Source organism: Marinobacter sp. (assembly GCF_034669625.1).
Lineage (GTDB): Bacteria > Pseudomonadota > Gammaproteobacteria > Pseudomonadales > Oleiphilaceae > Marinobacter.
The window spans coordinates 13640-37434 of record NZ_JAXMOY010000013.1 but is presented as its reverse complement, the minus strand read 5'-3'; the positions used below and the strand labels follow the sequence as shown (position 1 = coordinate 37434).

Sequence of the window (23795 nt, the reverse complement as noted above, 5' to 3'; positions counted from 1 at the left end):
GCTCACCATGCCCGCAACCAGAAATCTTTTTTTTATAGCGAAGGGGCGCTTCTTCAGGCGCCCCTTCGCTTCTGGTCTGCGTTACTTCTTTTTGCGACGGTTAGCGACGTGAATCGCCCCACCCGCAACAGCCAATGCGGCTTCATGCACAGACTCAGACAGAGTCGGATGCGCGAAGCACGTCAAGGCCAAGTCTTCAGCAGTCGAGCCGAACTCCATGGCAATTACGCCTTGAGCAACGATTTCTGACGCCTGCGGCCCAACAACGTGGAAGCCAAGAATACGGTCTGTCTTCGCATCTGCAATGATCTTGACCAAACCGGCAGCGGCGTTAGCCGCCATGGCTCGACCGTTCGCTGCAAATGGGAAAGTACCGACATTGTAGTCTTCGCCTTCCGCCTTTAGCTGCTCTTCCGTTTTCCCTACCCAAGCCACTTCTGGCGTTGTGTAAATCACATTCGGAATGCAGTCGTAATTAACCTGTGGCTTGTGGCCGGCAATGCGCTCGGCAACCATGACACCTTCTTCAGATGCCTTGTGGGCCAACATCGGGCCACGAACGATATCACCAACAGCCCAAACACCTGGCGCTTCGGTTTTGCACTTATCATCAACAAAGATGAAACCGCGCTCATCAAGCTTCACGCCAGAATCTTCGGCCAGCAGGCCGTCGGTATATGGGCGGCGACCAACAGCGACAATCAGCTTATCGAATTTCGCTTCTTGCTTACCTTTGGAATCTTCGTAGCTTACGTTCACCAGCTTGCGCTTAACTTCAGCACCGGTCATGCGAGCGCCGGTGATGATGTTCAGGCCTTGCTTCTTGAACTGCTTCAAAGCGTCTTTAGCAATCTGCTGGTCAACCACGGGCAGGAAGTTATCCTGCGCTTCCAGAATGGTAACTTCGGAACCCAATCGAGCCCAAACACTACCCAACTCCAGACCGATAACACCCGCACCAATCACGCCCAAGCGCTTAGGTACTTCGGTGAACTCGAGCGCGCCTTCAGAATCCACAATGTAATCACCGTCAAACGGTGCAGGTGGAATTTCAACCGGCTTTGAGCCACTCGCCAAGATGACGTTTTCGGCTTCGTAGGTCTTGGTTTTACCGTCTTTGTCGGTAACTTCAACCTTACGACCATTAAGCAATTTGCCGTGACCATGAATCGAAGTGACACCGTTGGCCTTGAACAGACCTGCGATGCCGCCGGTCAGCTGCTTAACGATACCTGCCTTACGCTCCATCATTTTAGCTACGTCGATATCGACGCTCTTAGCCAAAATACCCATGGATTCGTAATCGTGGCTGGCTTCCTCATATTTGTGAGTCACTTCCAGCAACGCTTTGGATGGGATACACCCTACGTTCAAGCAGGTTCCACCCAGCACTTGGCTTTTACCGTCTTCCGCTGTCCAGGACTCAACACACGCGGTCTTCAGCCCGAGCTGAGCAGCCTTGATAGCTGCCACGTAACCACCAGGGCCGGCACCAATGACAATGACATCGTACTTATCGGACATAATTTTTCCTGTTCTCAGATTCGTTGAGTATCAGCTTACACGTCCAGCAGGATGCGCGCCGGGTCTTCAAGCATTTCCTTGATCGCTACCAGGAACTGTACGGCGTCTTTGCCGTCAATCATACGGTGATCGTATGACAGTGCCAGATACATCATAGGCAGAATCTCAACCTTGCCGTTCACCGCCATTGGGCGTTCCTGAATCTTGTGCATACCCAGGATAGCCGTCTGTGGCGGATTCAGGATCGGTGTAGAAATCAACGAACCGAAAGTACCACCGTTAGTGATGGTGAAGGTACCGCCGGTCATTTCGTCAATACCCAGCTTACCGCCTTTGGCCTTGGTACCGTATTCAACGATCTTCTTCTCGATGTCCGCCAGACCCAGTGAGTCAACATCACGGATAACAGGCACGACCAGACCACGCTCGGTAGATACGGCGACACCGATATCCTGGTAACCGTGGTACACCATATCGTTGCCGTCGATTGATGCGTTCACAGCCGGGAAGCGCTTCAACGCTTCGGTCGCTGCTTTAGTGAAGAACGACATGAAACCAAGCTTGATGTCGTGACGCTTCACGAAGCTTTCCTGGTACTGCTTACGCAGTTCCATGATCGGCGCCATGTTAACTTCGTTAAACGTTGTCAGCATAGCTGCAGTCTGCTGAGCTTCAACCAGACGCTTGGCGATACTGGCTCGCAAGCGAGTCATCGGCACACGCTTTTCTGGACGCTCGCCCTGCGCAACTTCTACTGCAGGTGCTGCAGCAGGTTTGGCGGAGGCGCTACCGGACGACTTCTTGCTTTCGATGTGATTCTGCACATCTTCTTTAGTCACCCGACCGTCTTTGCCCGTGCCTTTTACAGCCCCTGGGTCAACACTATTTTCGTCAGCCAGCTTACGGGCTGCCGGGCTCAGAATGGCATCACCAGAGGCGGCAGTTTCTTCACTACCCGCTGACTTTTCTTCGGTCTTGCTGTCCTCAGCTTCGCTTTGTGCTGGCTTGGATTCACCAGCAGCGCCTGCTTTAAACTTACCGATAACTTCGCCGCTTTCGCAGGTGTCGCCTTCGGCTTTTACGATCTCTTCAATCACACCGTCAGCCGGAGCAACCACTTCGAGCACAACTTTGTCGGTCTCAATGTCGACAATCAGCTCGTCACGTGAACAGGCTTCACCTGGCTGCTTATGCCAAGTCGCGACGGTGCCTTCGGCAACCGACTCAGGGAAAACTGGGGCTTTAATCTCTGTTGTCATTACGATTCCTTAGCTCGGTAGCTCGTCAGATTTCGAACGCGTCGTTAACCAAATTCTTCTGCTCTTCGATGTGAACAGACATATGTCCACACGCAGGAGCAGCGGAAGGTTCACGACCGGCATACTGAAGGGAGAGTTTTGGGTTCAGGCGGTGCAGTGCGTTACGCATATGGTGCTGACTTGGGTACCAAGCGCCTTGGTTCATCGGTTCTTCTTGACACCAAACCACGTTTTTCAGCTTAGGATACTGACCCAGAATTTCATCAAGGTCGTCAGCCGGGAACGGGTAAAGCTGCTCAATGCGAACCAACGCAACGTCATCACGCTCATCTGCTTTCTTTTTATCCAGCAGATCGTAATACACCTTGCCGCTACACATAACCAAGCGAGTCACCTTCTTCGGATCCGGAAGATCTTTCTCGGGCAATACGGTCTGGAATGTGCCAGACGTCAAATCGTCCAAGTTTGAGGTGGCTTCTTTGTGGCGCAGCAGACTCTTCGGCGTGATCGCAATCAGAGGTTTACGCAATGGACGTTTAACCTGGCGACGCAACATGTGGAATACCTGCGACGGCGTCGTCGGCACACACACTTGAATGTTGTGCTGCGCGCTCAACTGAAGGAAGCGCTCCAAACGAGCTGAACTGTGCTCGGGGCCCTGCCCTTCATAACCGTGAGGCAACAACAGTGTCAGACCGCACAACCGGCCCCACTTATGCTCGCCACTGGTCAAGAACTGGTCGATAACAACCTGTGCACCATTAGAGAAGTCACCAAACTGTGCTTCCCAGATGATCAACGCGTCAGGCTGTGTAGTTGCGTAGCCGTATTCAAACGCCATAACCGCTTCTTCAGACAGCAACGAGTCGTAAATATCAAAGCTCGGCTGGTCTTCGGAAAGCGATTGAAGCGATACGTAAGAAGATCCGTCTTTTTGGTTATGCAGTACCGCATGACGATGAGAGAACGTGCCACGACCTACGTCCTGACCGATCAGGCGAATCGGGTGGCCTTCGTTGAGCAGTGTCGCATACGACATCATCTCACCATAGCCCCAGTTCAGTGGCAGCGCCCCTGCAGTCATCTTCTCGCGATCGTTTACGATCTTGGACACTTGGCGTTGCACGCTGAACCCTTCCGGTACCTGCGTCAACTGTGCACCCAACTTCTTGATCGTTTTAGCCGCTACGCTGGTTTTGCACTTGGCTGTCCACTCATGCCCGAGATATGGCGCCCAATCCACATACAGGTCTTTGTTAGGCTCTTTAACCAGAGATTTAACCACGTGCTCGCCATTGTCGAGCGCATCCCGGTATTCCATCTCCATCTGCTTGACGTCATCCTCACTGAGAATTCCGGCTTGCATCAACTGCTCAGCGTAAATGTTCCGCGTTGTCTTAAGCTTACGAATCTTGTCGTACATCAACGGCTGGGTTGCTGCCGGCTCATCGGCTTCGTTGTGACCACGACGGCGGTAACAAACGAGATCGATGACTACATCACGCTTGAACTCGTTTCGGTAATCAACGGCCAAGTGGGTCGCAAACATAACGGCTTCAGGATCATCTGCGTTTACATGCAGGATAGGCGCCTGAACCATTTTGGCAACGTCGGTACAGTACTCAGTTGACCGGGCATCTTCTTGTCGACTGGTGGTGAAACCAACCTGGTTGTTGATCACAACGTGGATCGTACCGCCAACCCCGAAGCCCCGTGTCTGGGACATCTGGAAGGTTTCCATCACCACACCCTGACCGGCAAAGGCTGCATCGCCGTGCATCACGATCGGCAAAACTTTGCTTCCGTCTTTGTCGTCACGGCGATCCTGACGCGCTCGAACCGAGCCAACGACTACCGGAGCAACAATTTCCAGGTGCGACGGGTTAAACGCCATCGCCAGATGAACTTCACCACCCGAGGTCATGACGTTGGAAGAAAAGCCTTGGTGATACTTAACGTCGCCAGAGCCCGAATCCGCCAGCTTTTTGCCCTCGAATTCGTCGAACAATTCTTTTGGGTTCTTGCCGAGCGTGTTGACCAACACGTTCAAACGACCCCGGTGCGCCATGCCCAACACGACTTCTTTGGCACCGTATGAGCCTGCGCGCTGAATCAACTCGTCCAAGCAAGGAATAAGGCTCTCACCACCTTCCAGGCCAAAACGCTTAACGCCCGGGTAACGGGAACCCAGATACTTCTCAAGCCCTTCAGCAGCTGTCAGACGCTCCAGAAGATGCTTGCGGGTTTCAGGCTCGTACTGTGGGCGGGATCGCACCGGCTCCATGCGCTGCTGGAACCACCGCTTAATACGAGTGTCCACCACGTGCATGTATTCAGCACCAATACTTTGGCAATAAGTCTGACGAAGCCCGTCAACAATATCTCTAAGCTTCATCGTCTCAGAACCGAAGCTCAACGAGCCGGTCTGAAATTCCAGATCAAGATCGGACTCACGCAATTCGTGAAAAGCCGGATCGAGATCTTCTACAGGTTCACGCTGCCAGACACCCAGTGGATCAAGTTTGGATTCCTGGTGACCACGAAAACGGTACGCGTTAATCAGCTGGAGAACACGAATCTGTTTTTTGTCAGCATCGGATGTGGCGCTGGCCGGTACGCCGCCACTGGCCAAAAAACGCTGATTTCGCGAGATGTGCTCAAACTGTTCACGGATGGTCGAGTGAATAACGTCGCGACCTTGCTGGCCATCGACGCTGGGGAGCTTGTCAAAGTAGCTCCGCCACTCTTCAGGAATAGCGTTGGGGTCTGTCAGGTAGGTTTCAAAAAGCTGTTCAACATAGGCTAGATTCCCACCCTGTAAGTGGGAAGTCTGCCATAACTGCTCCATGATGCTTTCGTGCATTTTGAATAGCTCACCTTGGCTGGTGCGGGGGAGCGGGTATGGTCGGCCAGCGGTATTTTCCAGTCAATACGGGTTATTACGGCATGACAATCTTATACCACAACCATTACGGATGATTCCGTCCCCTGTGATTTGTTGTACTCAGCGACACTGCAAGGAAACCAAAGAGAGGAAACCAGGCAGCGAACTCAGTTTGCATCCTGGTAAGACTTTTGACTATAAGCCTTTGGTTGAAGGCCCCGCATAAGCGAGGCCTTCAGGAGTGCTAACTGGCATCGGATAGCCAGTATAGCTATTTCTTCAGAATTTGCCGATCAGGTGGCTCTTTGCAGCAACAAATTCCGAATATGACCAATAGCCTTGGTCGGGTTGAGACCTTTCGGGCAAACGCTCACACAGTTCATGATGCCCCGGCAGCGGAATACACTGAACGGATCATCCAACTCGGCCAAACGCTCAGCCTGAGCTGTGTCGCGGCTGTCTGCGAGGAAGCGGTATGCTTGCAACAGACCAGACGGACCAATGAACTTGTCTGGATTCCACCAGAAGGACGGGCAGGCCGTGGAACAGCACGCACAGAGAATACACTCGTACAGGCCATCCAGCTTTTCACGCTCTTCGGGAGTCTGCAGGCGCTCAATAGCTGGCGCCGGCTTATCGTTGACCAAGTACGGCATGACCTTTTCGTACTGCTTGTAGAAAAGGCCCATGTCGACAACCAGATCACGAATAACTGGCAGACCCGGCAGAGGGCGCAGAACCAGCTTGTTGTTCTTGACCACGTCGGAAACCGGCGTAATACAAGCCAAACCGTTCTTGCCGTTCATGTTCATACCGTCAGAACCACACACGCCTTCACGGCAGGAGCGACGGTAGCTCATGGAAGGATCCTTCTCCTTCACGAGATTCAGAACATCCAGCACCATAAGGTCTTTGCCAGCAGGCATCTCAACTTCAACGTCCTGCATGTAAGGGGCATTATCAGCTTCTGGATTGTAGCGATACAGACTTACCAACATATTCAGAATCTCCCCTTAGTAGGTCCGGATTTTCGGCTGGAAGGTCGGAACGGTCTTCGGTGCGAAGTTCACGTCACGCTTGCCCACGCGCTGCTCGAGCGGGAAGTACATGGAATGCTTCAGCCAGTTCTCGTCATCACGCTCGGTGAAGTCGTTACGGGCATGAGCACCACGACTTTCTTTACGCTCATTCGCTGAAATAGCGGTCGCCAGCGCAACTTCATACAGGTTATCAAGCTCAAGCGCTTCGATACGAGCTGTATTAAAGGCCTGACTGGTATCAGCCAGCTTGGTCTTGCGAACGCGCTCACCAATAGCCTCAAGCTTCTTCAGACCCTCTTCCATGCTCTTACCGTCACGGAATACGCCGAAGTACAGCTGCATGCAGTTCTGAAGGTCCTTACGAACCGCTGCCACGTCTTCACCTTCAGAGGCAGCGTTCAAGCGATCCAGACGCGCCATCGCACGCTTGATGTCTTCGTCACTGGCGCTATCTACCTCGAAACCACCACGAATCTGTTCTTCAATGTGCAAACCAGCTGCACGACCGAAGACAACCAGATCCAACAGGGAGTTGCCGCCCAAACGGTTAGCGCCGTGTACCGATACGCAAGCCGCCTCACCGCAAGCAAACAGACCTGGAATAGGCTGATCGTTACCGCTTTCGTCTTGGGTCAACGCTTGACCGCCAACGTTGGTCGGAACACCGCCCATCATATAGTGACAGGTCGGAACGACAGGAACCGGCTCTTTAACAGGATCTACGTGAGCAAAGGTACGAGACAACTCACAGATACCCGGCAGACGCAGGTTCAAAGTTTCTTCACCCAGATGATCCAGCTTCAGCAGTACGTGATCTTTCTCAGGACCACAACCACGGCCTTCCAGAATTTCAAGAACCATGGAGCGCGCAACAACGTCACGGCCAGCCAGGTCTTTAGCGTTCGGAGCATAGCGCTCCATGAAACGCTCACCTTCGGAGTTGATCAGGTAACCACCCTCACCCCGGCAACCTTCCGTCACCAGTGTACCGGCACCATATATGCCCGTCGGGTGGAACTGCCACATTTCCATATCCTGAACCGGGAAACCGGCACGCAGCGCCATACCAATACCATCACCGGTGTTGATCAGTGCGTTAGTCGTGGACGCGTAGATACGGCCAGCACCACCAGTCGCCAGAACCGTTGCTTTAGACTTGATGTAAGCAACCTCACCCGTCTCGATCTCAATAGCCACAACACCAACAACTTCATTCTTGGCATTCTTGACCAGATCGACGGCATACCATTCGTTAAGGAAGCTAGTGCCGCCTTTCAGATTCGCCTGGTACAGAGTGTGCAAAAGAGCGTGACCAGTTCGGTCAGCAGCAGCACAGGTACGAGCAGCCTGAGTCGGGTTATCAGGACCTTTGGACTGACCACCGAAAGGACGCTGGTAAATACGGCCCTGCTCTGTTCGGGAGAACGGCAGCCCCATATGTTCAAGCTCAAATACAGCCTGAGGACCTACAGAACACATGTACTCGATGGCGTCTTGGTCACCGATGTAATCAGAACCTTTAACGGTGTCGTACATGTGCCAGCGCCAATCGTCATTGGGATCGGCACTTGCGATCGCACAGGTAATGCCGCCTTGGGCGGAGACAGTGTGCGAACGGGTTGGAAATACTTTCGTGATACACGCGGTGTTAAGGCCAGACTCGGTCAGCTGGAGGGCGGCTCGCATACCAGCTCCACCACCACCGATAACAATCGCGTCATAAGACATGGTTTTGATGTTAGCCATCGATTAAAGCCCCCAAAGGATCTGAATGCCCCACACGACATACACAAACATCACAATGATGCAGGCTGCCTGCAGCAAAAAGCGCGGAAGTGCCGATTGGATATAGTCGGTAGAAACGGTCCACAAACCAACCCAGGCATGTCCGGCAATAGACAATAACGCCAGCAGGCTGAAGATCTTGAACCAGCCCTGATTGAACAGCGCTGCCCAAGCCTGGTAGTCAACATCAGTCGTGATAAAGAAACCCAACAGGAACAGCGTATAAAGGGCCAGCACGTAGGCTGTGGCACGCTGAATGATCCAATCCTGAATCCCGTTACGACCGATATTCGTTACACTGTTCATGCCCATACCCAGACTCCTGCCAGAATAATCAGAACAATGGAAACCACTAGCGTGATTTTTGCGGCAAGGCGACCGCTCTCAAGCTCTTCGCCGACACCAGCATCCATCAGCAGGTGCTTAATACCCGCAACGAGGTGGTACAGCAGAGCAGACAGGATGCCCCAGGTAATCAGCTTTGCCAGGAAGCTGTCCAGCAGTTCATTTACACGATTGAAGCCATCTTCTCCGGACAAGGAGAGATCCAAACCGTACATCAGGAAAGCAACACCCACAAAGATGATGATGCCGCTGATGCGATGCAGGATCGATGTAATGGCTGGCAGCGGAAAATGGAACTTGCCGAGATCGAGATTTACTGGTCGTTTGCTATTCACAGCGCTCTCACACTCTCTTTTGGTTCCGCAAAACCGATATTCCGGCAGCGGATGGTTAGTATGTTGGGACCGGAGAATCGATACGAAACCGATAACCGATTGGTTCAGGAGGGCGGATGACAACCCGATAGCTTGCTATGCTCTAGCCTGCAGGCAGGCGCATCCCCGATTCCGGGCTACGGATTATAAGGAGACACCTCGGTAATTACAAACCTGCAACCAAGCTGAAAGCCTTGCCAGCCGCACAACCGCATCCCCTATTAAGCTTATTGACAAACAATTTTCAAACCGCAAAGCACCGGAATTCCGTGCTTCCCAGGCCAATTTTGGGAATGTAAATCCGTGTTTTCATCATCAATAGATTGACAAAAAAAGCTAACGCCCTATATTTTGCCGCCAGTTTTGCGATAATACGCGCCTTCTCGCGCATCTAAAATGCAAAGAGCTGTTAAAGCTAATTGAACAGGAGAGCACCATGACCGACAGGAAAGCCACGCTCTCGGTGGGAGATAAGTCCATTGAGCTTCCGGTTTATTCCGGCACCGTCGGCCCTGACGTTATTGACGTACGCGGGCTGGTACAGGAAGGCGTTTTTACATACGATCCAGGTTTTGTCTCTACCGCAGCCTGCGAATCGGCTATCACATACATCGATGGCGCCAAAGGCGTTCTGCTGCACCGGGGCTACCCGATCGATCAGCTCGCCGAAAAGTCTGATTTCCTTGAAGTGTGCTACCTCCTTCTTAACGGCGAATTGCCTAACGAAGAAGAGAACAAGCGCTTCCACAACACCATTAAAAATCACACCATGCTGCACGACCAGATGCGCAACTTCTTCAACGGCTTCCGCCGTGACGCGCATCCTATGGCCATCATGTGTGGCGTTGTCGGCGCATTGTCTGCGTTCTACCACGACCAGATGGATGTCGACGACCCCACGCAGCGTGAGATCACCGGCCACCGCTTGATCGCAAAAATGCCGACCATCGCAGCTTGGTGCTACAAATACTCGGTAGGCCAGCCGTTCATGTATCCGCGGAACGACCTCTCTTACTCAGAGAACTTCCTGCAGATGATGTTTGGAAACCCCTGCGAGGATTACAAACCGAACCCGATTCTTGCCAACGCGATGGACAAGATCTTCATTCTGCATGCGGATCACGAGCAGAATGCATCCACATCTACCGTCCGTCTGGCTGGCTCCACCGGCGCCAACCCATACGCCTGCATCGCTTCCGGCATTGCAGCCCTGTGGGGTCCGGCACACGGCGGTGCGAACGAAGCGGTTTTGGATATGCTGGCTGAAATCGGCGACGAGTCCAACATCGAAACGTTCATCGCAAAAGCAAAGGACAAAGACGATCCGTTCCGCTTGATGGGCTTTGGACACCGGGTTTACAAGAACTTCGACCCACGCGCCAAAGTGATGGCAGAGACAGCCCACGAAGTCCTGAGCGAACTTGGCCTGGAAAACGATCCGCTACTGAAGATCGCCCAGCGCCTGGAAAAAATCGCTCTGGAAGACGAATACTTCGTAAAGCGTCAGCTTTACCCGAACGTCGACTTCTACTCCGGCATCATCCTGAAAGCTATCGGTATTCCAACATCCATGTTTACCGTTATTTTCGCAATGTCCCGGACGATTGGCTGGTTCTCACACTGGAACGAAATGGTCAGCGGCGCCAACCGCATCGGCCGTCCGCGCCAGCTGTATACCGGCTCTCCGAAGCGCGATTACCCAAACAAGTAATTGTTTTGGGAACACCGGAAAACACACAAAGGCCGCTGAATTCAGCGGCCTTTGTGTTTGTATCGAAAAAAGGAGCTCAACAATGACAACAGCAGCTTTTATTGGCCTTGGCGTTATGGGCTACCCCATGGCCAGCCATCTAGCCAAAGCAGGCATCTCGGTCCAAGTATGGAATCGCTCTGGCGACAAAGCAGTTAAATGGGCCTCCGAATTCTCCGGGAAAGCCTGCAAAACGATCAAAGAAGCTGTGCAGAACGCTGACTTCGTTATGACTTGCGTCGGTGCCGATAAAGATCTACTCGCCGTCTATGAAGGGCCGGACGGCGTAATTGAGAACGCCGCCAAAGGCGCGATTCTGATTGATCATACAACAGCCTCTGCCGGCATCGCCGAACACTTATCTAGCGCCGCCTCCAAGGCCAGCCAAGGCTTTATCGATGCACCGGTATCCGGCGGTCAACAAGGCGCGGAAAACGGACAACTAACGATCATGTGCGGCGGACAGAAGGAAGATTACGACAAAGCCGCGCCGATCATGGAGCACTACGCACGCGCCCTAAACTTAATGGGGCCTGCAGGCAGCGGCCAAAAAACCAAGATGGCAAACCAGATCGCCATCGCCGGCTTGATCCAGGGACTTTCAGAAGCGCTACATTTCGCCGAGCAAGCCGAACTGGACGTTAAAAAAGTCGTGGATGTTATATCCAAAGGCGCCGCCCAGTCGTGGCAGATGGAAAACCGCTCGGGCACCATGGCGGACGGAAAATTCGATTACGGCTTTGCCGTGGACTGGATGCGAAAAGACTTGGGGATATGCCTGCAGGAAGCCAACCGGAACGGCGCAACCTTGCCGGTCACTGCTCTGGTGGACCAATTCTACGGAGATGTTCAAAAGATGGGTGGAAATCGCTGGGACACGTCCTCGCTAATCCAACGGCTTCGCAAGAAATAAACAAAGCCCCAATCGATCACGAGCAACTTCAGTCATTACTCACGGGAAGCGCCACTCCTTGAGGCGCTTCCCGTAGCATTCGCTACTCAGCATTACTTTTTCTTGTCTCTCGGCACCCAACGCCCGCCTTCATACCAAGCAGACCAGCCCGTCGCCTTGCCATCCTTTTCGGACATAACGTACTGCTCCTTGGACTTCCGGCTGTAGCGAATCACGGTCGGATTACCTTCAGGGTCTCTCTCCGGAGCCTCCATCAAATAATCGTGCTTAGGATCGATTTCCTTACGGTGCGGCTTGATCTCCATAACCAGAGGCGGGCGTGTTTCCCGGTTCTTCGGGAATTTGCTCGCTGCCAGGAACATTCCAGAGGCGCCATCACGCAGCACATACGTGTCGTCAACCTTCTGGCACTTCAGCTCTGGCATTGGCACCGGATCCATCTTGGGCGGCGCAGGCTCACCACTTTTCAGCAGCTTGCGCGTGTTTTTGCAGTCATCATTTGTGCAACCAAAGTACTTACCAAATCGGCCGGTCTTCAGCTGCATTTCAGAACCGCACTTATCACACTCAAGCGTAGGACCGTCGTAGCCCTTAATTCGGAATGTACCCTGCTCCACTTCATACCCGGAGCAATCAGGATTATTACCACACACATGCAACTTACGGTTTTCATCAACCAGATAGCTGTCCATGGCAGTACCACACTGACCGCACCGACGCTTCATTCGCAGAAGACGAGTTTCACCTTCACCTTCCACGTCTTCATCAGCACTCACGACTTCGTCACCCGACACCAAATTGATCGTCGTCTTGCAACGCTCCTTGGGGGGCAGTGAATAGCCTGAGCAACCCAGGAAAACACCCGTACTGGCCACACGGATTTGCATGTTGCGACCACAACTCGGGCAAGGTATGTCTGTTTCTGTTGGCGTGTTGGCGCGCATGCCGTCTTCCGTCTGGCTCGCACTGTCGAGCTGCTTGCGGAACTTGGCGTAAAAATCGTTGAGCACCTTCTTCCACTTCACTTCACCACCAGCGATATGGTCTAACTCGTCTTCCAAGCGGGCAGTAAAGTCATAGTCCATCAAGTTCGGGAAAGATTCCGCCAAACGCTCGGTTACAATCTCGCCCATTTTCTCAGCGTAGAATCGGCGATTCTGTAAGCGAACATAGCCACGATCCTGAATGGTCGAAATGATCGACGCATAGGTCGAAGGCCGGCCAATCCCCTGCTTCTCCAATTCTTTAACCAAACTCGCTTCAGTATATCGCGGCGACGGCTTAGTGAAGTGCTGGGTGGGATCAAGCTTGCTCAGATCAAGCACTTCATCAACCTTGATATCAGGCAACGCCAGATCTTCGTCTTTCTTGGAAGATTGAGGCGCCGCTTTCAGGAAGCCCTCAAACTTAACGATGCGCCCGCGGGTGCGCAGCTCGTAATCGCCACTCGCAACCACAATAGACGTACTCAGAAACTCTGCATCCGCCATCTGACAGGCAATGAACTGACGCCAGATCAGGTCGTAGAGCTTCTCAGCATCTTTCTCAAGGCCGGAAATATCAGACGGCCTACGAGTCACATCGGATGGACGAATGGCCTCGTGCGCCTCCTGAGCCCCCTCTTTGCTGCCATACAGACGGGGGGCATCCGGCAAATAACGGTCGCCAAACTGTTTTTGAACAAACTCACGGCAGCTTTCAACCGCATCTTTACTCAGATTGGTCGAGTCCGTACGCATGTAGGTAATGTAGCCGGCTTCATACAAACGCTGGGCCAGCATCATGGTTTTCTTAACACTAAAGCCCATCCGGTTACTGGCAGCCTGCTGCAACGTTGACGTAATAAACGGCGCAGAGGGCTTGGAACGCGTTGGCTTATCTTCCCGCTTTGCAACCTTGAAGCCACCCTCTTTGAGGCGCGCTACATGCTCGTTACTCTGAGCTTCATTGACGGGACGATAGGGTTTGCCAGCGTGGCGAGTGACCTCAAACCGCACCGGTTGTTTAGCGTCGTTCGGATTCAAGTCGGCGTGCAACTGCCAAAACTCTTCCGGAATAAACTTACGGATTTCGCGTTCACGCTCAACGATGAGGCGAACAGCTACAGACTGAACACGGCCAGCAGACAAACCACGGGCAATCTTGCTCCAGAGCAGCGGCGAGACCATATAGCCTACGACCCGGTCCAGGAAACGACGGGCCTGCTGTGCGTTCACGCGATCAGTATCCAGATTACCCGGATCTTCAAACGCTTCCTGAATTGCACGCTTGGTGATCTCGTTAAACACGACCCGACGATATTTTTCGGGCTCACCACCGATGGTTTCCTGAAGATGCCAGGCAATGGCCTCCCCTTCCCTATCCAAATCCGTTGCGAGATAGATGTGGTCTGCGTTTTTAGCCAAACGCTTAAGTTCACTGACCACTTTCTCTTTGCCCGGAAGGACTTCGTAACGCGCGCTCCAGTCGCGATCCGGATCAACACCCATGCGTGCTACCAGCTGCTCTTTGGCTTTACGCTTTTTGTGTTCGACCTTTTCCTCGGGACTCAACTTTCGTGTAGCCGCAGCCTGTTTCGCCCGCTCTTTCGGGTCAGACTGACTACCGCTGCCACTGACTGGCAGGTCACGAATGTGGCCAACGCTCGACTTCACAATGAAGTCTGAGCCCAGGTACTTGTTGATGGTCTTCGCTTTCGCTGGAGACTCGACAATAACGAGACTTTTACCCATATCGGAGATCTATATCCTTGGCGGCGAATCGGTTAACAACTGAACAAACCGCAAACTCGCATAAAAATCAGGCAACTGGAAACGTAAGGGTTGCCATTATGTATAGGCACACTGTTTTACAGGGTCAAGAATAGCAAGACAACCCATTCTTTGACTTGAAACTGTGTTTTTCTGAATTTTTGGCACCAAAAGGGAGCGCCAGAAACAGGAAGGCCCGGCATAAGCCGGGCCTCCTGAGCAAGCGCTACTGATCTTGATTATTCGATCAGAGACGCTCCCAGACCGTTGCGATGCCTTGGCCCAAACCGATACACATGGTGGATACACCAAGTTTACCGCCTTTGGCCTGCATGACGTTCAGCAGGGTGGTAGAGATACGGGCACCAGAGCAGCCCAGCGGATGCCCAAGAGCAATCGCGCCGCCGTTCAGGTTAACCTTCTCTTCCATTACACCCAGAAGCTTCAGGTCTTTCAGCACTGGCAGAGACTGACCAGCAAAGGCTTCGTTCAGCTCCCAGAAGTCGATATCTTCAACTTTCAGGCCTGCACGCTTCAGCGCTTTCTTGGTCGCCGGAACTGGACCGTAACCCATGATCGCGGGATCACAACCGGCTACTGCCATGCTGCGAATCTTAGCAATCGGTTTCAGACCAAGCTCTTCAGCACGCTCTGCCGACATCAGTACCATCGCAGCAGCACCGTCAGTCAACTGCGAAGAAGTACCAGCCGTCACAGTACCGTTCTTCGGATCGAAAGCCGGCTTCAGCTGGCCCAAGGATTCCGCAGTGGTTTCTGGACGAATGGTTTCGTCTTCTTCAATCAGCTTCACAAAGCCGTTTTCGTCATGACCTTGCACTGGAACGATTTCGTTCTTGAAGCGGCCCTCAAGCGTGGCTTCATGAGCCAAGCGGTGAGAACGCGCACCAAATTCGTCCTGCTGCTCACGGGTGATACCGTGCATTTTGGCCAGCATTTCCGCGGTCAGGCCCATCATATTGGAAGCTTTAGCGGAATACTTGGATGACGCCGGGTTGTGGTCGAAACCAGCGGTCATAGGCACGTGACCCATGTGCTCAACGCCACCAACCATGAATACATCACCGTTACCAGTCATGATGGCCTGGGCCGCAGTGTGAATGGCGCTCATCGCGGAGCCACACAAGCGGTTTACGGTCTGTGCTGCAGACTCGTGCGGGATACGGGTCAGCAGAGAAATCTGCCGAGCCACGTTAAAGCCCTGCTCTTTAGTCTGGTTTACACAGCCCCAGATCACATCTTCAACTTGCTTAGGGTCGAGCTTTGGGTTGCGCTCGAACAGTGCGTCGATCAGCGTAGCCGACAGGGTTTCCGCACGTACGTTACGGAAGCAACCGTTTTTGGCACGACCCATCGGAGTCCGTACGCAATCGACGACGACAACGTCTCTCGGATTAAGGCTCATTGATCTTTCTCCGTTCGGAAATCTCTTTCAGGGTTAGCCAAAGAATTTTTCGCCAGTCTTGGCCATTTCACGCAGCTTCTCGGTCGGGTGATACAAAGGACCCAGATCTGCAAACTTGTCTGCCAGTTCAACGAACTTGTCTACACCCATATCATCGATGTAGCGCAGCGCACCACCACGGAACGGCGGGAAGCCGATACCGAAGATGAGGCCCATATCTGCGTCGGCAGGATCTTCTACGATGCCATCTTCCAGGCAGCGTACAGTTTCCAGACACAGAGGGATCATCATACGGGCAATGATGTCTTCGTCGCTGAATTCGTTCTTGGCTTGTACTACTGGCTCAAGCAGCTTGTAGGTTTCTTCGTCTACAACTTTCTTCTGCTTGCCCTTGCGGTCCAGCTCGTACTTGTAGAAACCAACATCGTTCTTCTGACCGTAACGGTTGTTTTCAAACATTACGTCGATAGCAGTGGTTTCTGCGTGCTTCATACGATCCGGGAAGCCGTCGGCCATGACTTCACCAGCGTGCTTGCCGGTATCCATGCCAACAACGTCCAGCAGATACGCAGGACCCATCGGCCAGCCGAACTTTTCCATAACCTTGTCGACTTTCTGGAAGTCGGCGCCGTCACGGACCAGGCCTACAAAGCCACCAAAGTACGGGAACAGTACACGGTTAACCAGGAAGCCCGGGCAATCGTTAACAACGATCGGAGTCTTGCCCATGGCCTTGGCGTAAGCAACGGTGGTCGCGATCGCGCGGTCACTGGTCTTCTCGCCGCGGATAACCTCAACCAGCGGCATCATGTGCACCGGGTTGAAGAAGTGCATGCCACAGAAGTTTTCCGGACGCTTCAGGTTTTTAGCCAAAAGGTTGATGGAAATTGTGGAGGTGTTAGAGGTCAGGATAGCGTCTTCGCGAACCGCATCTTCGGTTTCACGCAGAACGGCATCTTTCACCTTCGGGTTCTCAACAACCGCTTCAACAACCAGGTCTACGTTCTTGAAATCGCCGTAGTTTAGGGTTGGAGTGATGCTGTTCAGAACGTCGGCCATCTTGCCAGCGTCCATACGACCTTTATCAACACGCTTGGACAGAAGCTTCTTGGCTTCTTTCAGGCCCAGCGCGATGCCGTCCTGGTTGATGTCCTTCATGATGATCGGCGTGCCTTTCAGTGCGGACTGGTAAGCAACACCACCACCCATGATACCGGCGCCCAATACAGCGGCCAGTTTCACATCAGAGGCTTCTTTTTCCCATGCGCTGGCTTTCTTCTTCAGCGCCTGGTCGTTCAGGAACAGACCTACCAGACAAGCGGCAACATTGGTCTTGGCCATTTTGGCGAAGCCTTTGGCTTCGACTTCAAGAGCCTTGTCGCGAGTCATGCCGGCATGCTTCTGCATGGTCTTGATCGCTTCAACTGGTGCCGGATAGTTCTTACCCGCTTTGCCAGCAACAAACGCTTTGGAGATCTCGAACGCCATCATGCTTTCCATGGCGTTCAGCTTGATCTTGCCCTTTTTCTCTTCACGGCGCGCCTGATTATCCAGCTTACCTTCGTTGCACTGATTGATAATGGCAACAGCAGCGGCAACCAGTTGGTCTGGAGCAACTACGGCATCAACAGCGCCAACTTTCAGAGCGGCATCAGCACGATTCTCAGTACCACCGGCAATCCACTCAACCGCGTTATCAACGCCGACAAGACGCGACAAACGTACGGTGCCACCAAAGCCCGGGAAAATACCCAGCTTGGTTTCTGGTAGTCCTACCTTGGCTTTAGGTGCCATTACACGGTAGTCCGTAGCCAGACACATTTCGAAACCACCACCCAGAGCGATACCATTGATGGCGGTAACGGTCGGGAACGGCAGGTCTTCGATGGCGTTGAATACTTCGTTCGCCTTCAAGTTGTTGGCGACAAGCTCTTCCTCTGAACCCGCAAACAGCTCGGTAAATTCGGTGATGTCTGCACCGACAATGAAGCTGTCTTTAGAGCTGGTTACAACCAGACCCTTCAGGTTCTTCTGGGATTTGAGTGCTTCAGCTGCGGCGCCTAGCTCTTCGATAGTGAGACGGTTGAACTTATTGACTGACTCGCCTTGCAAGTCAAAGTCCAACTGAGCGATCCCACCGTCGATCTCTTTAACCGTGATGGCTTTACCTTCGTAAATCATCAACTGATCTCCAGTCTGTGTTTGGAACTGCTGTCAGCCAGCCAACGCAATGCGTTAAACCGGCTGTTTGTGCAGCGAGATTTCGGTCACTGCCCGATCTTTCCGATCCAATATTCATACAGTTGTTTGAATCGTGAGGGCACACGATGAAAAAAAACGGAGCGTTTGTCAATTTGTTTCTTTCGGAAGCTCCGAGAAACTCACCTGGAAATCGGGCGGAACTAGCTCACGGAACTCTTCGTAACTGCGGGAAACTACTTGATAAGCCCGCTGAGTTACTTTAACTTCGCTGAACGATAATAAACCACAATAATAAAACCGCATTACGGAGACTCTTCCGATGACCGGCAATCGCACGCGTATCAATTCTATCGTCACGGCAGTTCTATTTTGTTTACTTGCGAGCTTTGGAGCTCGAGCTCAAGAGACGGGCGGAGAATTTCTGGCTGACCTTCATGACTTTCGCATCAACAACTACCTCGCCGTCGACGCTTTCTACAATTTCAGCACAACGGGCGACACGGAAACCCTGAACCGGATCGTGGTCGCCATTAACAAAGCGAACGATGCCATGAATTCGGTGATTGCCAGCACCAGCGGCGTACTCTCCAGCGATCAGATTGAGGAGCTCAACCAGTCATTTGATAAGTTCAAGAGTCTGATGCGCAGCAACATTAATGAGGTGCGTGATCGAGGCTATCCAGACCTTCGATTAATGGCAGACATGGCCGACCAAGCCTTAACAATGAACACAACCGCAACGGAGCTTTACAGTGTCGCTCAGGAAAATAGCGGCGCAAAAGCAGACGATCGAATTGAGTCCGCACGGTCTGCGTCGGTCATTATGGCGCAGATGATGGCGCGTTACGCGGCCCGCACCCACTCGTCTGTATCCCAAACCTTTCAAGGCGCAAACACCGAAGTCCCCCTGGACGAACAGGCTAAAGTCTTCGAAGATCATCTGAAAAACGTGAGCACTGGCTCGCCATCAGGCGACCTCAAGACAACCCTGAGCGACATCTTCTCCAAGTGGCAGTTTATTCGTAACTCTTACGTCAACTACAACGACAACAACGTGTCTTTCATTATCGACCGTTACTCGAAAGGCATCATTAATGGCCTGGCTTCCGCCATCGAACTGATGAGCAACAATAGCTAAAGCTACTTGCGCCAGGTCAATTTCCGTTGACTTGGCTTCCTCCGCTCTCCTCGCCCCCTTTCATCGATTACCTAACGGTACTATGCTTGGTTCATGCCTTGTAAATCACGAAGGAGTGAAAAAATGCCAACCTACAAGCGAATGCTGGTGGCGATTGATTTAACGGAAGAGGCCCCGCAAGTTTTAGACAAAGCAAAAGCGATCTGTGAAGCCCATGGTGCCAGGCTCATTCTCGCGCACGTGGTTGAGCCAGTTGGCTATGCTTATGGCGGTGATATCCCCATGGACCTCTCGGAATTGCAGGAACAACTGGATAAAGCTGCGCGAGAACAACTAGGAAAGTACGGCGAGCAATACGGAATCAGCAAAGAAGATCAAATCGTTACCGTAGGCCGACCGGAGTCTGAAATACACCGACTCGTATCCGAACACGATATTGACCTGACGATTGTCGGTAGCCACGGCAGAAAAGGCATTCAGTTACTGCTCGGCTCCACAGCAAACGGGGTATTGCACGGAACAGAATGCGACGTCATGGCCATCAGAATCCATTGAATCCGAAAGCAAGGGGGCAAGCTTACGCCCCCTGTCTCACTCGTGCGTGCCGTTATCTTAGCCGACTCTCCAGTGGCGCCGTCGCACTCAAGCAAGCAATGAACTTCTCATTGGCCCGCCTGTTCTTCCAGCTCCATCCAGCGCTCAATGACCGCTTCCAGCTGCGTCTCCGCTTCACTTAATGCGTCCAGAGTGGAAGCCACTTCGTCTGACGCTCTAGAATAAAAGTCTGACGCAGCAATCTCCTCCTGTAACTCCGCAACGCGGGCTTCAAGCAGTTCGATTTTGGCGGGCAATTGCTCAAGCTCAAGCTTCAGCTTGTAGCTAAGTTTGACCTGTTTCGGCTTTGGCGACCGCTCAACAGCGGCACCAGCAGCCTTTGCAGCCACCACCTCAGTCACTTCCTTGCCACGCTTATCTTGTTTATCCGGACGACTTCCCGACGCTTCAGACGGAAAAGCACCGCCTTGACGGCGCCAATCGCTGTAACCGCCCACATACTCCCGTGCCGAGCCAGTGCCATCCAGAAAGATCACATCGGTTACGACATTATCGAGAAATTCACGGTCGTGGCTGATCACAAGCACCGTACCCTTGAATTCGGATACCTGCTCCTCAAGTAGTTCGAGAGTTTCCACATCCAGATCGTTGGTAGGCTCATCCAGCACCAGAATATTAGCAGGCTTACTGAACAACTTAGCCAGCAACAATCTCGCTCTCTCACCACCTGAAAACACACTGACCGGGGAGCGTGCCCGTTCGGGCGTAAACAGAAACTCTTGCAAGTAGCCAAGAACGTGCTTGCTCTGGCCATTTATCTCAATGAATTCACGCCCTTCAGAGAGGTTATCAAGGGCGCTCTTCTCCAGATCCAGCTCACCACGAAGTTGGTCAAAATACGCAACCTTTAGATTGGTACCCAGCCGCATGCTGCCCGAACTAGGTTTTAGTTCACCCAAAAGCAAGCGAACCAGCGTGGTTTTACCTGTTCCGTTTTCACCGACCAAGCCAATTTTGTCGCCGCGCATGACGGTTAGCTGCAAATCGCGAATAATCGGAGACTGCCCGGGATAGGCAAAATCGGCGTGATTGGCTTCAGCAACCAATTTGCCGGAACGCGCGGCTTCTTCCACCGCAAAACTCGCGGTCCCTCCACGCGCACGTCTTTGACGATGCTCCTCGCGCATCGCTTTCAAATGACGAACGCGCCCCATGTTACGGGTCCTCCGCGCCTTGATACCTTGGCGGATCCACGTCTCTTCCTGCTTCAAGCGCTTATCGAACAGCGCATTCTGCCGCTCTTCTTCTTCCAGCGCCTTTTCCTTGAGTTCTAGGTATTTATCGTAAGTAGCAGAAAAGCTCACGAGCTGGCCACGATCCAACTCAACAACTCGGGTCGCCATGCGACGAATAAATGCCCTGTCGTGGCTCACAAACAGCATAGCGCCGCGAAACTGTGCCAGCGCCTCTTCAAGCCAAGCAATGGCTGGAACATCCAGATGGTTGGTTGGCTCATCCAACAGCAATACGTCGGGCTCAACCACCAACGCTTTGGCCAACAAAACGCGCCGCTGCCAGCCACCGGACAGGGTATTCAAAGCCCGGTCCGGCTCGACACCATACTGGGCCAGAATAGTGGTAACTTTTTGATCCAAACGCCAGCCATCCAGCGTTTCCAATCGCTCCTGAACCACCATCATTTTGTTCAGGCTGGCTTCATCCGCTTGCTGGGACAGCTGATGAAACTGCGCCAACAACTCGCCCGTTTCGGGGAAAGCCGACGCAACCACCTCATACGCCGTTCGCGTGTCCTCCGAGGGTAAATTCTGAGGCAACACCGACAACACAGCGCCCTCTTCGAGCCGAACCACGCCATTCTCAGGTGTTATGTCACCTTTAACGATCTTGAGCAGTGTCGACTTGCCCTCACCGTTACGGCCGAGCAAGCAAACCCGCTCACCTGGATCAATAAGCAAAGATGCACCATCCAATAACGGGTGCATACCAAACGACAGGGATATTTTATCCAGGGTTAACAAAGGCACTGTATTCAACACTCCTGCTCGAAAATAGAAACGGAATCCCCAACAACAATCCGTCCGCGGCTCTCATGCACTGCATTTTGACCAAATATCACCCCGTCCCCGGTCTTTCGGTAACCGGACAGGGTCTTGAGCGGTTCGGTATTGGGATCCTTCACTCCGGTATCCGGATCAACGGTCGTAAGCACACACCGCGAACACGGTTTGACCACATTAAAACTCACACTACCGATGGCTAGCGAGCGCCATCGATCTTCATCCCAAGCTTTCGCGCCGGAGATCACAATATTAGGGCGAAACCGCCGAATATCGACCGCTCCTGTAAGTCGACTATTCAGCTCGTCCAGAGATGCAGAATTCACAACGAGAAAGGGAAAGCCATCCGCAAACCCCACTCGCCGAACATCACGTACCCGCTCTGGATCAACACGACGAAACGTTGAGTCTGGCATATACACGAGCCGTAACCGTTCACCGGTAAAGCGACTCAAAGCCTCATTAACAGCGTCCTGCCCTCCACTGGCGATAACCTGATCGCGCCATACCGTTACGTCCATCTGTTCAGAGGTAGGCTCGAGAGTAAAATCGCCCTGCTCTGGAATACGAATACTTACCACGCCCTCATCAAGCACAGTTTTAATCAATGCCAAGCGCGGCATTCGCCTCTGGGTGACAAACTTCCCCAACTCATCAACGATCATCCACCGACGATCGCCGGAAGGGCCGAAATCATCCAATTCGACGGACGACACCGAGATACCGGCCAGCGATTTTACTGGGTATATATTGAGGGACTGAACGTTCATAGAGAACTCTTCGAGCACAGGGTTAAAAATGAGACGACAGATTATAACCGAGGCAGACCACTAAAGCAGGGAGGAGACAAATTACCGATAATCAAAAACAAAAAACCCGACACGAAGGTCGGGTTTTTCTAAATTCTGGAGCGGGAAACGAGATTCGAACTCGCGACCCCAACCTTGGCAAGGTTGTGCTCTACCAACTGAGCTATTCCCGCTTTTGAGCTGTGAGGCATTGCCTCTCAACGGCTGCGTATTCTACTGATCGCGGCCCGGTCGTCAACAGTTTTCTGAAACTTTTTTGGCAAATTATCGTTCGCTCAAATATCAACCTACTATTCAACATGAGAATCGCCCTTTCCTTATCCCATCGATTCTGAGCGACCCCGACTCTTACTGTCCGTATCGCGAACCACGCTTTAAATAGAGCCCCTCCTCGTCTGTGGAAATCCGCCCTAAGGCTCTATTTCGGTGTGGAAATCGCCCAAACTGCCGAACAACTTCACGATGGTCCTCAGCGGACTGCACAAAACTCTCAAGAAACTCGCCAAGCAGACCACCTTCAGTTGCCGCCAACTGACGATAACACTGCACCGACAAGTCCTGGTCATCCAAACGCTCTGAGTGCTGCAATGGCATATATATAAACGCACGCATCACCGATGGTAAGGCCACGTCAAAACCTCTACGCATGGCTGCCTTACAGTGGTCCCGCGCCAGTCGGTCGTGCTCAAAGGCAAGCGAAGTGCCCCGATAGATATTCCGGACAAATTGATCCAACAAAATGATCTCAGCCAAAGCCCCCCCTGGCTGCGCCCTCCAATTCTCCAGCCCCTGTTCGGACGCGAAAACAACCAGCGACATAAAACGCCGCCTTATCTCCTGATCAAAAGCACGATCGGAACGAAACCAGCGGCCTCGATGAAACTTGTCCGGCAGCCCCTGATCATCTAATTCACCAAACCAGAAATCCAAAAGCTCTTTCCAATCGAACATTCCCTAACTCCCTGA

The 23795-nt window shown here is 52.7% G+C and carries 17 protein-coding genes and 1 tRNA gene; 4 read left to right on the top strand and 14 right to left on the bottom strand.

Annotation, left to right across the window (positions count from 1 at the left end; translation table 11 throughout):
• Nucleotides 1-81 precede the first annotated feature (81 nt).
• The 7 genes from lpdA to sdhC all read right to left on the bottom strand — a co-directional run bounded on the left by lpdA (nt 82) and on the right by sdhC (nt 9172).
• Nucleotides 82-1524 (bottom strand): dihydrolipoyl dehydrogenase, encoded by a 1443-nt coding sequence (gene lpdA, locus VOI14_RS11865; protein WP_323752259.1) that lies wholly within the window; start codon nt 1522-1524, stop codon nt 82-84.
• 35 nt (nt 1525-1559) lie between these two features.
• Nucleotides 1560-2783, bottom strand: a complete 1224-nt coding sequence (gene odhB, locus VOI14_RS11860) for a 2-oxoglutarate dehydrogenase complex dihydrolipoyllysine-residue succinyltransferase (RefSeq protein WP_323752258.1) — start codon at nt 2781-2783, stop codon at nt 1560-1562.
• Between the two features lie 25 nt (nt 2784-2808).
• A complete protein-coding gene (locus VOI14_RS11855; RefSeq protein ID WP_323752257.1) occupies nt 2809-5646 on the bottom strand; it encodes a 2-oxoglutarate dehydrogenase E1 component in 2838 nt (945 codons plus the stop codon).
• 314 nt (nt 5647-5960) lie between these two features.
• On the bottom strand, nt 5961-6665 hold the full coding sequence (locus tag VOI14_RS11850) for a succinate dehydrogenase iron-sulfur subunit (RefSeq protein ID WP_323752256.1): 705 nt from the start codon (nt 6663-6665) through the stop codon (nt 5961-5963).
• Nucleotides 6666-6680: 15 nt separating this feature from the next.
• Nucleotides 6681-8453: a succinate dehydrogenase flavoprotein subunit gene (gene sdhA, locus VOI14_RS11845; protein ID WP_323752255.1), complete on the bottom strand. Its 1773-nt coding sequence runs from the start codon at nt 8451-8453 to the stop codon at nt 6681-6683.
• A gap of 3 nt (nt 8454-8456) precedes the next feature.
• Nucleotides 8457-8798 (bottom strand): succinate dehydrogenase, hydrophobic membrane anchor protein, encoded by a 342-nt coding sequence (sdhD, locus tag VOI14_RS11840; protein ID WP_114335755.1) that lies wholly within the window; start codon nt 8796-8798, stop codon nt 8457-8459.
• Nucleotides 8795-9172, bottom strand: coding sequence for a succinate dehydrogenase, cytochrome b556 subunit (sdhC, locus tag VOI14_RS11835; RefSeq protein WP_303291960.1), 378 nt, complete (start codon nt 9170-9172; stop codon nt 8795-8797). Before sdhC ends, sdhD begins: the two co-directional genes overlap by 4 nt.
• A gap of 475 nt (nt 9173-9647) precedes the next feature.
• Between sdhC and gltA the strand changes: the two genes are divergently transcribed.
• Both gltA and VOI14_RS11825 read left to right on the top strand, forming a co-directional pair.
• A complete protein-coding gene (gltA, locus tag VOI14_RS11830) occupies nt 9648-10922 on the top strand; it encodes a citrate synthase (RefSeq protein WP_323752254.1) in 1275 nt (424 codons plus the stop codon).
• Between the two features lie 82 nt (nt 10923-11004).
• Entirely contained in the window at nt 11005-11874 is an 870-nt protein-coding gene (locus tag VOI14_RS11825) for an NAD(P)-dependent oxidoreductase (protein WP_323752253.1), read from the top strand.
• Between the two features lie 92 nt (nt 11875-11966).
• On the opposite strand, the gene topA is transcribed toward VOI14_RS11825, so the two are convergent.
• From topA to fadB, 3 genes are all read right to left on the bottom strand, one after another.
• Nucleotides 11967-14606 carry a type I DNA topoisomerase gene (gene topA, locus VOI14_RS11820; RefSeq protein ID WP_323752252.1) on the bottom strand — a complete coding sequence of 880 codons (2640 nt, stop codon included), beginning with the start codon at nt 14604-14606 and terminating at the stop codon, nt 11967-11969.
• Between the two features lie 265 nt (nt 14607-14871).
• Entirely contained in the window at nt 14872-16047 is a 1176-nt protein-coding gene (fadA, locus tag VOI14_RS11815) for an acetyl-CoA C-acyltransferase FadA (protein ID WP_323752251.1), read from the bottom strand.
• Nucleotides 16048-16080: 33 nt separating this feature from the next.
• The gene (fadB, locus tag VOI14_RS11810) at nt 16081-18228 is read right to left on the bottom strand and encodes a fatty acid oxidation complex subunit alpha FadB (RefSeq protein ID WP_305897809.1); all 2148 of its coding nucleotides are present in this window, start codon (nt 18226-18228) and stop codon (nt 16081-16083) included.
• A gap of 340 nt (nt 18229-18568) precedes the next feature.
• Between fadB and VOI14_RS11805 the strand changes: the two genes are divergently transcribed.
• Entirely contained in the window at nt 18569-19387 is an 819-nt protein-coding gene (locus VOI14_RS11805; protein WP_323752250.1) for a hypothetical protein, read from the top strand.
• A 123-nt stretch (nt 19388-19510) separates the two neighbouring features.
• Nucleotides 19511-19942 carry a universal stress protein gene (locus tag VOI14_RS11800; protein ID WP_323752249.1) on the top strand — a complete coding sequence of 144 codons (432 nt, stop codon included), beginning with the start codon at nt 19511-19513 and terminating at the stop codon, nt 19940-19942.
• Between the two features lie 107 nt (nt 19943-20049).
• On the opposite strand, the gene VOI14_RS11795 is transcribed toward VOI14_RS11800, so the two are convergent.
• The 4 genes from VOI14_RS11795 to VOI14_RS11780 form a co-directional block, all read right to left on the bottom strand.
• A complete protein-coding gene (locus VOI14_RS11795; protein ID WP_323752248.1) occupies nt 20050-21987 on the bottom strand; it encodes an ATP-binding cassette domain-containing protein in 1938 nt (645 codons plus the stop codon).
• 5 nt (nt 21988-21992) lie between these two features.
• Nucleotides 21993-22790 (bottom strand): MOSC domain-containing protein, encoded by a 798-nt coding sequence (locus VOI14_RS11790; protein WP_323752247.1) that lies wholly within the window; start codon nt 22788-22790, stop codon nt 21993-21995.
• A 136-nt stretch (nt 22791-22926) separates the two neighbouring features.
• Nucleotides 22927-23002, bottom strand: a tRNA-Gly gene (locus VOI14_RS11785).
• A 175-nt stretch (nt 23003-23177) separates the two neighbouring features.
• Entirely contained in the window at nt 23178-23780 is a 603-nt protein-coding gene (locus VOI14_RS11780; RefSeq protein WP_323752246.1) for a DUF924 family protein, read from the bottom strand.
• Between the last annotated feature and the right edge of the window lie 15 nt (nt 23781-23795).

What these genes read in the sequence shown, in the direction of transcription:
- fadB (WP_305897809.1), bottom strand. Translation starts at nt 18,228, where the DNA reads ATGATTTACGAAGGTAAAGCCATCACGGTTAAAGAGATCGACGGTGGG.
- lpdA (WP_323752259.1), bottom strand. Translation starts at nt 1,524, where the DNA reads ATGTCCGATAAGTACGATGTCATTGTCATTGGTGCCGGCCCTGGTGGT.
- sdhD (WP_114335755.1), bottom strand. Translation starts at nt 8,798, where the DNA reads ATGAACAGTGTAACGAATATCGGTCGTAACGGGATTCAGGATTGGATC.
- gltA (WP_323752254.1), top strand. Translation starts at nt 9,648, where the DNA reads ATGACCGACAGGAAAGCCACGCTCTCGGTGGGAGATAAGTCCATTGAG.
- VOI14_RS11800 (WP_323752249.1), top strand. Translation starts at nt 19,511, where the DNA reads ATGCCAACCTACAAGCGAATGCTGGTGGCGATTGATTTAACGGAAGAG.
- sdhA (WP_323752255.1), bottom strand. Translation starts at nt 8,453, where the DNA reads ATGGCTAACATCAAAACCATGTCTTATGACGCGATTGTTATCGGTGGT.
- VOI14_RS11855 (WP_323752257.1), bottom strand. Translation starts at nt 5,646, where the DNA reads ATGCACGAAAGCATCATGGAGCAGTTATGGCAGACTTCCCACTTACAG.
- VOI14_RS11790 (WP_323752247.1), bottom strand. Translation starts at nt 22,790, where the DNA reads ATGAACGTTCAGTCCCTCAATATATACCCAGTAAAATCGCTGGCCGGT.
- odhB (WP_323752258.1), bottom strand. Translation starts at nt 2,783, where the DNA reads ATGACAACAGAGATTAAAGCCCCAGTTTTCCCTGAGTCGGTTGCCGAA.
- VOI14_RS11805 (WP_323752250.1), top strand. Translation starts at nt 18,569, where the DNA reads ATGACCGGCAATCGCACGCGTATCAATTCTATCGTCACGGCAGTTCTA.
- VOI14_RS11850 (WP_323752256.1), bottom strand. Translation starts at nt 6,665, where the DNA reads ATGTTGGTAAGTCTGTATCGCTACAATCCAGAAGCTGATAATGCCCCT.
- fadA (WP_323752251.1), bottom strand. Translation starts at nt 16,047, where the DNA reads ATGAGCCTTAATCCGAGAGACGTTGTCGTCGTCGATTGCGTACGGACT.
- VOI14_RS11780 (WP_323752246.1), bottom strand. Translation starts at nt 23,780, where the DNA reads ATGTTCGATTGGAAAGAGCTTTTGGATTTCTGGTTTGGTGAATTAGAT.
- VOI14_RS11825 (WP_323752253.1), top strand. Translation starts at nt 11,005, where the DNA reads ATGACAACAGCAGCTTTTATTGGCCTTGGCGTTATGGGCTACCCCATG.
- topA (WP_323752252.1), bottom strand. Translation starts at nt 14,606, where the DNA reads ATGGGTAAAAGTCTCGTTATTGTCGAGTCTCCAGCGAAAGCGAAGACC.